Origin of the sequence: Bradyrhizobium sp. WYCCWR 13022, from assembly GCF_030435535.1 — a bacterium.
In the GTDB taxonomy this organism is placed as follows: Bacteria; Pseudomonadota; Alphaproteobacteria; order Rhizobiales; family Xanthobacteraceae; genus Bradyrhizobium.
The window spans coordinates 26,420-39,106 of sequence record NZ_JAUIZJ010000042.1 but is presented as its reverse complement, the minus strand read 5'-3'; the positions used below and the strand labels follow the sequence as shown (position 1 = coordinate 39,106).

General features: G+C 63.4%; 1 protein-coding gene (running past one end of the window). It reads left to right on the top strand.

Going from position 1 to position 12,687, the window contains the following annotated elements; translation table 11 throughout:
- Window positions 1–12,663 carry the final stretch of an LEPR-XLL domain-containing protein gene (locus tag QY049_RS35665; RefSeq protein ID WP_301270490.1) on the top strand. It extends 15,819 nt beyond the left edge of the window, so only the last 12,663 of its 28,482 coding nucleotides appear in the window; its start codon lies off the left edge, out of view; the stop codon is at window positions 12,661–12,663.
- Window positions 12,664–12,687 lie beyond the last annotated feature (24 nt).

Below are 12,687 nucleotides of genomic sequence, written 5' to 3'. Positions count from 1 at the left end.
GTGGTCAACCAGCTGCAGTCGATGGTGTACGGCCAGACCGCTCCGGCGACGGCGTCGAGCGATACACTGACCCTCGACGGCCAGGCCGGGACCGATACCTACGTCGTCAACACGACGGGTACGCAGGGAGAGCAGGGCGACACGTACAATCGCAACTACGTGATCAACGTGCTCGACACCGGCGGGCCGACGGACGGTGTCAACAACCTCTCCGTATACGGCAAGGACAATATCGATCCGAACTTCATCGGCGCCGGCAAGGCGTTCGACGATATCTTCCTGCTTCGTCGCACGACCGACATTCCGCGCGAGACCGGAGCCCGTCCTGAACTCTACGCGAACGAGTCGGCCTTCGTTGCCGTGCTCGATTTCGATCCGACCAAGCCCGGCTCGGCCCTTACGCAGACGCAGACTTCCGACGCGCCGGCCGACGGAACCGTGCGCTCGGAATCCGTCCAGCGCATCAACTACGACAGCTCCATCAATGGCCGGTTGATGGTGTTCGGGCAGGGCGGCAACGACTACTTCGCGGTCGATGACGAGGCCACCAGCACCACCCTCGATGGCGGCTCTGCCAACGACACGTTCCAGGTCGGACAGATCTACGGTTATCAGCGCGACGGCAGCACGCATCAGCCGGCGCCGCTCGGCAACACGTTGGGCGGATCCATCGTCACCGCCGCGGACCTGTTCCCGCAGCTCGCCAACTCGCTCACGCCGCAGAGCATCTACGGCACGGTGGCGACGACGCGCGGCTGGCTGTCGGCCGGCGCGACCTCTCCGCTGGTCGCCGAGGGCGGCAGCGGCGACGACACGTTCACGGTCTACAGCAACCAGGCGGTGCTGCGTCTCGAAGGCGACGACGGCAACGACCTGTTCACGGTTCGCGCGTTCGCGCTTGCCCAGACCGATCCCACGAGCGGCGACATCGTCTGGCTCGATCCGGTGCAGCAGATCGCGATGCCGAAGCTGACCAAGGGCTTCTCCACGGCGGCCGAGACGGCGATCCGCACTGGTGCCGGCAGCAACCAGGTGGAGTACAACATCAACGCGCCGGTTTCGGTCGATGGCGGCTCAGGCTTCGACAAGCTGGTGATCCTCGGCACCGAGTTCGCCGACCATATCGTCGTGACCGACAAGGGCATCTTCGGCGCCGGTCTGACCGTGACTTACAAGAACATCGAGGTGCTCGAGGTCGATGCTCTCGAAGGCGACGACACGATCGATGTGTTGAGCACGCCGCCCGGCATGGCCGTGCGCGTGATCGGCGGATTGGGCAACGATGCCATCAACGTCGCGGGCGACGTGGCTGGCGACGTGGTGTCGCGGGACATCAACGGCACGAGCTCGACGATCAATCATCGGATCTCGACCGACGACGGAGCATACAAGCCGGTCGTTCCCGACGGCATCTCGCTCAGCGTCTCGCGTCCCGACCAGGGACAGGTGATCATCGACGAGAACGTTCCGGACGATTTGAGCCCGGGCATCACCGATGTCACGGAAGGCAAGACGATCGGCGCCAATCCTGCGGACGATGTCTACGGCATTCGACTCGGGCACATCCCAGTCGTCGGAACATCCGTCTACGTCACGATCTCGGCCGCGATGAACCCGGAGGAAGAGCATGTCGCGAACGGCGCCCTCGTTCCGGCGTCTGGCGACATCATCGACACGCTGGGACTTGGCGACAGCGTCCTGCTGGCTTCCGGCAATACCCTTGCCATGGGCGACAAGGACAAGGCCGGTCTGTTGACGCCGGCAGCCTACGCGCGCGATGTGGTGCTCAACGGCACGCTGATCCACGTGCCGGCGCGAGCGATCGTGCTCGTGTTCGACAGCAGCAATTGGGACACAGAACAGTACGTTCACGTCACGGCGGTCGACGACCAACTCGCCGAAGGCGACCGCACGGTTGCGATCAGCCACACTGTGCTGAGCACCGATCCGACGTTCGACCACGCGATCGTGCGCAACGTCGAGGTGACGATCCACGACAACGACCAGCCTGCCGTCAAGGTGACGCAACTCGACGCCACGGTGACGGTGCCGGACTTCGTGAAATATCCGGGTTATGGCCGGCCGGTCGATGGCGTGACCAAGGTGCTCGAGGGCGCAAGCCCCCTGAACAATCCTGCTGATCCTCCTCCGGTCACTGCGGTGGACGACTACTTCGCGGTCGAGCTTGCAACCGCGCCGACCGGCACCGTCCAGGTGGCGATCAACCCGCAGTATCTTGATCCGACTGCGCCAAAGGATCTTCGTGTCTCGTTGAGTTCAGCCGACCCCCGCTTCAACATCGTCCAACCGACGCTGCCCGACCAGGACGGCGTGTACTACATCACTTTTGATGCATCCAACTGGAACCATCCGGTCATCGTGACGACGCATGCAGTGCAGCGCCTCACGACGGAGGATCCGCACGACACCACGATTACGGCGAGCGTCGTCGACGCGATCAACGGGGCCGTGACGACCGACACGGCCTACAAGAATGCCGCGACAGGCATCGTCTATTCCGGTCCCACGCTAACCTTTGCGCAGAGCGTCACGGGCGATACCATCACTCGCTCGTCGGGCAGCTGGATCACGGACGGGTACAAGGCGGGCCAGAACATCATCATCTCGGGCACGCAGACGATCTTGGACGGCCTCACCAACAACGCCTTGTTCGTCATCAAGAGCGTCGATGTGACCGGCACTATCCTGACGTTGACCACGCGGTTGACGGTGATTCCTGCTATCGAGAACACAGCACAGCACACCGTGAAGTTCCGTATCAACGGCTCGGACATCACCCAGACCATCGACGCGCAGGTCTTCGATGACGGCGCGGCGGGCGTCTTCACGCTCGAGAGCGGTGGCAGCACATTGGTGAGCGCCGGCACGGCCACGCAAGGCCCGGGTGACCCCGACACTTACACGATGCGCCTGACCAAGGTTCCACAGACCACGGTCAGTGTTGACGCGATCACCGACGGACAGACCGACATTCTCACGAATGGCGGCCAGATCACCCTGCAGCAAACCGGCTTTACCCAGACGCTGACCCTTTTCACCAAGGGCAACATCTCGGTCGGCCAGGATCCCGCGACGAGCGCCTGGATGATCACCCGCGCACCCGGGTCCCAGCTTGGCAGCTTCATCGCCGACGGCTTCCTGCCGGGGCAGACGATCACGATCACCGGCACCGGCCCGGGCGGCGTGGACGGCACCTACAAGATCGATTCCGCCAAGGGATCGGTGGGCGATCAATTCATCAAGCTGACCAACGCCGGTGGCGCGACCTTGCCGAGCGTGTCGGGGACGTTCAACACCACGGCGAGCCAGACCATCACCATCACCACTGTCAAGTCGAACGGCGTCTACAACAACGGTAACGTCAAGTACACCGCGGCGGACGAGGCGTTCCTGATGTTCACCGGCAACGTCCAGGTGAATGGGGCGGTGATCACGCGCTCCGGCATCGGAAGCTTCATCAACGACAACTTTGCGGCGGGCGAAATCATCCGCCTGCAGCGCAATGACGGCACGAGCGTGGGCGATTTCACCATCGCCGCAGGCGGCGTGACCGACACGCAACTGACGCTGACGGCCACGACCGGGCTGAGCGGGATGGCCGGTGACCTCAAGGGCGCCAGCATCAGCAAGATGCTCGATACGCTGGTTCGTACCGACGGCTCGAGCTGGCTCGACAGCGGCTTCTTCGAAGGCCAGCTGGTACAGATCACGCCTCTGGGCGGCGGCGGCGCGGTGCTGGTGAAGATCGACCTGATCACCGGTACCGATGCCGGCAAGCTCGACAAGATGGTGCTCACCGATCATCCGGCGAGCAACGGGCTGAATGGCACCGTCCCCTATAGCGGCCGTCCGTCTCTAGCGTCCCTGCTGACGCCAGGCATGGCGATCAACGTCAATATGGTGCAGATGGCCGCACGGGTCGAATTCGACCCGACCGGCGGAACCTATGCCTGGTACACGCAGGCGACGATCAAGGTGCAGGCGGATCCGTATTTCGACATCCAGCCCGGCCACGAGAACCTGCGAGCCTTCCCGAAATCGGCCCACACGTTGAGCGGCATCAGAGGCCCGCTCGCGGTCGAGGGCGGCACGACCAGCGCCGACCGCTCGCTGGTGCAGGCCGTATTGCTGCCCGGCGAGGCCAATGGCCCGTTCTTCAACATTCCGCCGCAGCCGCCGGAGACGCAGTCGATCGACGTGCTCAATGTCTATAGTGACGGCACCCAGGGAGCCGCCACCGGCAAGCTGACGTCGACGTCGCTCACCGGCCTCAACATGAACAAGGCGGGCCTCGACTTCACAGCCATACTCGGTGGAGCACATCCGTTCGGCGAGAGCGGCGTATATCCGGGCGGCATCAGCTACGGCTCGATCGTGCTGGCGCAGGATCCGCAGTTCCCTGGCGATCCGAGCAAGCATATATTCCTGACCGACGGCAGCCATTCGACGCTCGAGGTCGTGAACCTGTTCCTCGGCCAGGGCAACGACAAGCTCGACATCGACAGCACCCTCATTCCGGGCCCGGACCACAATGCCGACGGTACCATCGGCCTCGTCTCCGAGCATGGCGGGCTCACCACGATTCACGGCGGCGGCAACGCGCCGCTGCAGCTGATCGCCAACAACGGCGGTTCGTTCAGCACCTATGCAGGCGCGCAAGCTGGCACGTACCAGCTGGTTCGCTCGGATGGTCTGGACTGGACGATCGACGGCTTTGCGGTCGGGCAGCAAGTGCTGCTCAACGATGGCGGCGTCGTCGGCTCGTACACGATCATTGCCATCGGCAATCCGCCGGCCGCCGAGCCGGACGCCTCGCACAAGCCCGGCAGCGCCTTGACGTTGCTGCCTGCCGGCGTCGCGCCTCTGACGCTCGGCACCAAGCAACTCGGCACGATTTCGGTCATCGATCAACTTGCTGTCGTCAGCGGCCAGATGCTCGGCAATCAGACGACCGGAACCCTCGAAGTATCGGGTGCTACGGGCTTCAACCGCATCACGCGCGACGACGGTTTGACCTGGGCGAGCCTCGGCTTCGCGGTCGGACAGCAGGTGGCGTTTTCGATCGGCGGGCTCCTCGGCACACGCACGGTGCTCGGCTTCGACAACGCGACGCCGACCACGGGGTTCGGTAGCGTGCTCATCCTGGATGGTGCGGCACTTGCAGCAGTATCGCCCACGGCGGGCGTGGTGGCTGTAAACAGCCGCAACATCGTCTCCTCCAGCCCGGCAACACCGTTTGCGCTCACGAAGACCACGATCGCCCGCAGCGATGGCGGCAACTGGATCAGCGACGGCTTTGCGCCCGGACAGGCCGTGACGATTGGCGGTCAGTCGGGCTACTGGCTGGTTTCCGGCGACCCGACCGCGACGACGCTGACGCTGCAGGGTGCCGATCTCACGACGCTGCCCGCGGTGCAGAAGGTCGCGATCGTCCGCATTGGCGGCGACACCATCAATGTCAACGGCAGCACCGAGGTGGTAACCGGCAATTTCGACGTGACGGCGCCTGTGGCACCCGTCGGAGGTGTCGGGGGTGATCCGGCGGGTACGACGGATCGCCTGACCCGCAATGACGGCCATACCTGGGACGGCACCAACAGCGGCGACAGCGCCTTTGCGGTCGGCCAGCAGGTGACCATCAGCGCTACATTCAACTTCCCGCAGGTTGTTTTCGCGCGCAGCAACTCGGGCGATACGATCACCCGCAGCAGCGGAAACTGGGTGAGCGACGGGTTTGTGGCTGGTCAGACAATCGTGATCACAGACACGACCAGCAAGAACACCGACCCGAGCAATAGCGGCGACTTCCTGACCAACAACGGCAGCTTCACGATTGCCAATGTCACGGCGACCACGCTGACGCTGACCGCGGCCAACACCGTGGTGCCGACAGCGGACTTCGGCGCGAGCGAATCGGCGAAGATCTCGCTCTATGGCAACTTCATCGTCACCGGTTTCGCGGATCCGGTCGGTCCGGTCGATCCTATCACCGGCCTCCCCACCGCGCCTTACAAGACCCTGCTGGTGAGCGGCGCGGTTCTGCCGCGTCAGGCCGCCGTGCCGATGACGGTCAACGTCGATGCGCCGCTCGTTGTCTACGGCGATACGTCGCAGGATGGCGTCTGGTACAACGGCGTCGCCACGCAGCAGTCGCTCGGCAAGTTTGCCAATAAGCCGCAGCCGCACATGGACAACGTGACCTTCACATTGTCGAGCCCGTCGGTTCCATTGGTTGGATTCGACAATCTCACCGCGCCGGCCGGCACGGTACAAATCAGCGCGCCGTACACCGGCTTCAATACGGTGTCGATCTCGGATGATACGTTCGGCAACCTGACCAGGGCGGATGGCAGCTCGTGGGTCACGGCGGGCTTCAAGGTCAACGGCCTTGTCACGATCAATGGCGTTTCGGTCGGCACCGTGTACGGCTTCAAATCGTCCGACCCGCTGGCGCACCCCTTGGCGACCGATGTCCTCGTGGTCAACAACCTGCTGCCCGGCTATGCGGCGGGTTCGACCACCCAGGCGGTCCAGGAGTGGAACACCGCGTCGATCAAGCTCGCCTCCGGCCAATACGATCCGGGATTCGTGCCCGAAGGCCTCATCGCAATCGGCAAGAACTACACGTCACTGGTTTTTGCCCGCAGCGGCGGCGGCGACACGATCACCCGCAACGACGCCGGTGGAAGCTGGGTTGCCGACAAGTTTGCGATCGGGCAGAGCATCTCGATCTCCGGCACCACTTACAATGACGGCGGTGGGGGCCCGAATTACGTCATCACAGGCGTCACCGCGACGGAGCTCACTCTTGCTGCGGTCCAGCAGTTGATTCCGACCGCGCCGGGCACGTTCGAGACCGCGCGTATCAGCATCGATGTCGGCACGATCGCCGAGATCGGAACGCAGTACCAGGTATCGTTCTCCAGCTCAGGCGGGCAGAACTTCATCACGCGCTCGAGCGGCAGCTGGATCACCGACGGATTCACGAATCCGGCGAGCCCGGACAAGGCGATCTCGATCGCGCTCTACGGCGCAACGGTGGAAACCAACGACCAGGTCTACAAGGTGCTGGCCGTTTCGCTTGATGGTCTTACGCTGACCGTGGACAAGGCCGTGACGCCGGGCGGCTCTCAAACCGTCGTCATCAGCGGTGGTCCAGTGAGCCGCGACACCCTTTATCTTGCAAACCTGCGGCCCGGCGCGCTGGCCCTGCTCAATGGTGGCGCTCCGCAGACCAACACCATCGTCGAACGCAATCGCCTCGGCCAGAATGCGGACTTCTTCGTCTTCCCGTTGGCCGCCCAATACCAGTTCGACGGCAACGATACTATCGACGCGCACACTCTGTTCGCGGGGATCGCGGACGGACGTCTGCCGACCGTGGGTATCACGGCCTATGGCGGCCGCGGCGACGACACGATCCTCGGCAGTGCGGCGAGTGATTTCCTGGCCGGCGGGTCCGGCAACGACACGATCATCGGCGGACGCGGGGGTGACCAGATCTATGGCGACTCCGGCATCAACGTCGATGTGATCCGGCGCGTCATGGTGGTGGCCAATGCGGCCGGTACCTCCGGGGCAGTCAATGTCGATCCGATCCTGGCCGGCAGCGACCTGATCTATGGTGATGCGCAGGGCTCGAGTGCGACCAACGCGTTCGGCGACTACAACGACATCATCTTCGCCGATCTGGGCGACGTGCGTCAGGACGTTTCCGGCGCGCGCGATACCACCAAGCCGGTGGACCTGAAGCCGCAGCGCATCGAGACGACGCTGCGTGATATCGCGATCACGAGTGCGTCGCGGCAGAACGGCAAGAACGACATCGTTTACGGCAACGGCGGCGAAGACGTTCTGATCGGCGGCCCGGGCAGCGATGCGCTCGATGGCGGCACCGATCGCGACCTGATCTTCGGCGACAACGTCACGCTCGACCGTACCGGTCATTTCGGTAACTACGCGAATCTCCGCTTCGAGACCCTGTCCGGAACGAAGATCTACAGCACAGCCCTCAGCACGGACACGCTGGCGGCCGGATTGGACTACGCTAACGGCATTCCGCAGGCCGATCCGCGCGGGCACGGGGCGTGGGGCGACTACCTCGTCACCATGTACGACACGCTGCCCGACCAGACCAAATCGGCGACGGTCGAGAAGTCCTTTGGCGATGACTACATTGCAGGCGGCCCGCAGGACGACATGATCTTCGGCCAGGCCGGCAATGACACCGTCCAGGGCGACGGATCGATCGACTATGTGTCGCATATCCTGGTCGACAACGGCGTCGGCGCGATGATCGTGAGCTCGGGCGACAAGTACGGTGGACGCGTCGGGGTGTACCAGACCGCGACCAATATCGCCGGTAATCCGTTCCGTGCCGCAGACAACAGTCTGGTGCTGCGCCCGTCACTCGACGGTGCGGCCGATGGCCAGGATTACATCGAAGGCAACGCCGGCAACGATCTGCTGCTGGGCAACCAGAACCAGGATGACCTGATCGGCGGCAACTCCGACATGTTCAGCCTCAAGGATCCGACATTCAATATTTCCCAGAGCCTGCGTCCCGACGGCTCGGACCTGATCTTCGGCGGCTCCGGCGTTGCCGTCGCGCGCAATGCCATTGGCGATGCGGCAATCGATTCGAACGGCAACATTACGACGAGCGCAAATGGTCATGCGAACGATTCGGACGCGATCGTCGGCGACAACGGCGACATCATCCGGCTGGTAGGCGTCAAAGGAAACGTCGCCGATCCGGTCGGGCTGAGGACCGTCGCGAGCTTCACGATGAACGCCGATCTCACCACGACCGCCATCGCGACCCAGGTGCAGAGCTTCAACGGCTTCCTGCGCTTCAACTACGAGACCAGCACCGCGGAAGGGACGCTTTACGACCAAACCGTCAAGATCGTCGTGCGTGCCGTGCGGCTGCTCGACTACACTCCGGGTGGCCCGGACTTCAACGGCGCCGACCCCACCAACCCGGCAATCGCGCCGAATGACATCGGTGCCGCCGACGAGATTCATGGTGAATCCGGCGACGACTTCATCTACGGCCAACTCGGCAATGATTGGCTGTACGGCGAGGGCCAGAACGACGACATCATCGGCGGCTACGGCAACGACTGGATTTCCGGCGGCACCGGCGATGACGGCATCATCGGCGATGACGGCCGGATCTATACCAGCCGCAACAGCCTGAGCGCCGACCCGACCAGCGCCAAGTACACAGTGAGCGCCGGCGAACCGCTCAACGGCATCGCGCCGCTGCTCCCAAGCGATCCCGATCCGAAGTACAGCAACGGCAACGCGCTGAACGAGTTCATCTACACGCCGGGCAACATGCAGATCGACACGATCAATGTGAGCGGCGCTCTGAAGAAGACCGTCGACCTGACGCCGTTCAGCTCGGATCCGACCTTCAACGGAACCAAGGACGATTTCGCCGTCCTCAGCACGAAGAACAATGGCGCCGCGAGCGACGGCAAGACAAAGTCGCACAACGACGACATCATCTTCGGCGGCCTGGGCAGCGACTGGATCCATGGTGGTTCCGGCGACGATGCGATCTCGGGCGCCGAGTCGCTGAAGCTCTCCTACACCCAGGTGGAGAACGCGAAGACTCTCGACCTGACGGGCATCGCCGAGACCGACTACTACCATCCGTTCAATCCGGGCGACGCGCTTCGCTTCAATCCGACGGATCCGGACGGCAAGTTCACGCATCCGCACATCGCGAATCGTACGGGCGAGTTCGCGCTGTACGACGAGAACAATCCGATGCGGAAGATTCTCCTCAATACGGATGGAACTGCCAGCAGCACGGGGACCGGCCTCGAATGGTTCCTGAACTTCGACCAGACCGAAGGCGTTCTGAGGCCGGGTGGCACCACGCCGGGCAACCAGAACCAGTCCGTCACGTACCCGGCCGTTCATGACGACGGCAACGATGACATCTTCGGCGATAACGGCAACGACTGGATCGTCGGTGGCACGGGCCGCGATCACACCTATGGTGGCTGGGGCAACGACCTCCTCAATGCCGACGACGATCTGACGACGGCGGGCGGGCTGAACAACGTTCCGGAGACCGCGCCGACCTATGAAGATCGGGCCTACGGCGGAGCAGGGAAGGACGTTCTGATCGCCAACACGGGCGGTGACCGGCTCATCGACTGGGTCGGCGAATACAACAGCTATCTCGTGCCGTTCTCCGAATTCGGCATGGCTACGGTAAGTCGGACGATGCAGCCGTTCCTGCACCACTTCCTGTACGCGGAGTCTCTGAGCGACGGCGTCGACGCAACGCGCTATTCCGACCTGAACAACGGCGCGACGCCGCCGGTGCCGACCAAGAACAATGATCCCAATCCGGGTCGCAACGGAGAGCCGGCGGGCGAACTCGGCCTGGTGCTGCAGCAAGATACCGCCTGGCACGCTCAGACCGGTGCGCCGACCGATCCGCAGGCCGGTAACACCCCAGGCACGCAGCGCGACGTGCTGCGCAGCGCAAGCTACGCTCCCAATACGGTGACCGGTATGTTCGCAGACAGCGGCAGCTGGTCCGTAACCAATAGCACCTACCAGAACAGCACGTTGAACGTGAGCGGCGACAACATCAGCCTGTTCGATCTCGACGCGTGGTTGCCGGGCAACTTCTTCGAAATTCAGTCGACCATGAAGGTGTCGAGTGGCGGCACCTTGCAGAATGGGTTCATCATCTTCGACTATCAGGGGTCGAACAACTTCAAGTACGCGGGTCTCGACGTCACCAACAACGTGATCAAGATCGGTCAGCGTTCCGACGCCGGCTGGACGGACCTTGCAACGCTCTCCGCCGGCAAACCGGGCTTGGGTCTGAACTCGCAGAACACTCTGCTGCTCACTGTCAACGGAACCGCGGCAACCCTGACGGTGACCAGTGCAAACGGCGGCAAGGCAGCGAGCACGCTGAAGGTGTCCTATGCGTTCAACGCTCCGCTGAACACGGGAATGGTCGGCGTCGGCACCAACAACTCCCTTGCCGCCTACACCTCGTACACCGTGCAGAGGTTGCCGATAAGCTTCACCTACAATGTTCTGGAGGATTTCTCCGACGGCGTTGCAAACAACTTTGCGGCCCAGACCGGTACATGGACCACCACCAGCGGGACCAGCGGTCGTTACTTTGCGGTTCCGCCGGCTAACGACGCCGCCCTGTCAACGAGGCAACTGGCGGTGGCGCCGCTGTCCTACGTCGAATATTCGGCGACAGTGAACGCGAGCAAGGCCGGCACATCGGCAGGGCTCACCTTCGCGACCACGTCGACCAACGACTTCCTCTATGCCGGCATCATCGCCGGGACCAACCAGGTCGTCCTTGGACATCGCAGCAACGGCAATTGGTACGTCGACGCCGTTGCAAGCACGACCATCACGGCCGGGACCGACTACAACCTGCTAGTCGCCCTATCCGAGGGCGTCGTGAACAACGTCAACGTCGTGCTAAACGGCAAGAGTGTCTTGAGCTTCAACTACAATTACCTGGTGCACGACGGCAGTCTCGGGCTCTATGCCCGCAACGGCAATGCGTCCTTCGACAACGTGCTGATCCGCGGTGACGACATCGCCTATGCCGGTGGCGGCACGCCGCAGGTGGCCGCTCTGGCGGCGCCTCCGGCGACGGACGTCGCCGTCGTGACAGCCGACCAGCTGGCGGCCATCGTTGCGACTGCGAAACAGGCCTGGACCGCCGCGCTTGGGCCGTCCGATCCGCGCCTGTCGATCCTCGATCAGGTCACGGTGCTGATCGCCGACTTGCCCGACCAGATGTTGGGCGCGACGACGGGATCCACGATCGTTCTCGATGGCGAGGCTGCCGGTTGGGGATGGTTCGTCGACCCGACGCCCGGCGACAGCAGGGAGTTCTCGATCAGGCTGTCCAGCGAGGTATCCGAAGCTGCACCGTCGAGCCCGGCTGCCGGACGCATGGACCTTCTCACGACGCTCGTCCATGAGATGGGCAATGCGATGGGAATGCCGGAAGACTCCGGCGACGACGTGGCCGGCATGGTCCTGGGTGCCGGCGAGAGGCGGTTGCCGGAGCCTGCCTGGCATCCGGCGCCGGCTTCCGCGGCGGTGCTGCAGAGCGTGGTTGCCGCCCAGGCCGTGCCGCAGATGACGCTGATCCCGCTCGCGCAGGCAACGACCACGATCGCGCCGCCGCTACCCGCGGTCGCCAAGGCGGACGAGCCCAGCGGTATTACGCTGATCTCGAATATCCTCCTGAGCCCGATCGCAAGCACGTCGCAGAACGGCGTCCGCAAGGACGCCGGCATGACCGACGATCCGGGCAAGTCTTTTGTCTCGCTGTCTGCCAGCCTGACGGGTGGCGCTCCGAAGGGTTCGACAGTCCCGCAAGAGGACGTCTCTTCACCACAGCAGCACTCCTCGCGTAATATCAATGGCGCGAAGGAAACAACGAGCATAAACTGGCAGAATAATCTCGATGCCGTCGAGCATCTCGCCTCGGGACCTTCGAACGGTTCGCAGGAGTGGCTCGACGATTTCCTGAACCACGTGGGCCAGAACGAGACCCAGTGGAATCCGAACGCGAGTCTCCGCGTACGCCCATTGTCGATTAATAATGCGGGCCATGCCTGAGCCCGTAATTGCAAGGGAAGGAGC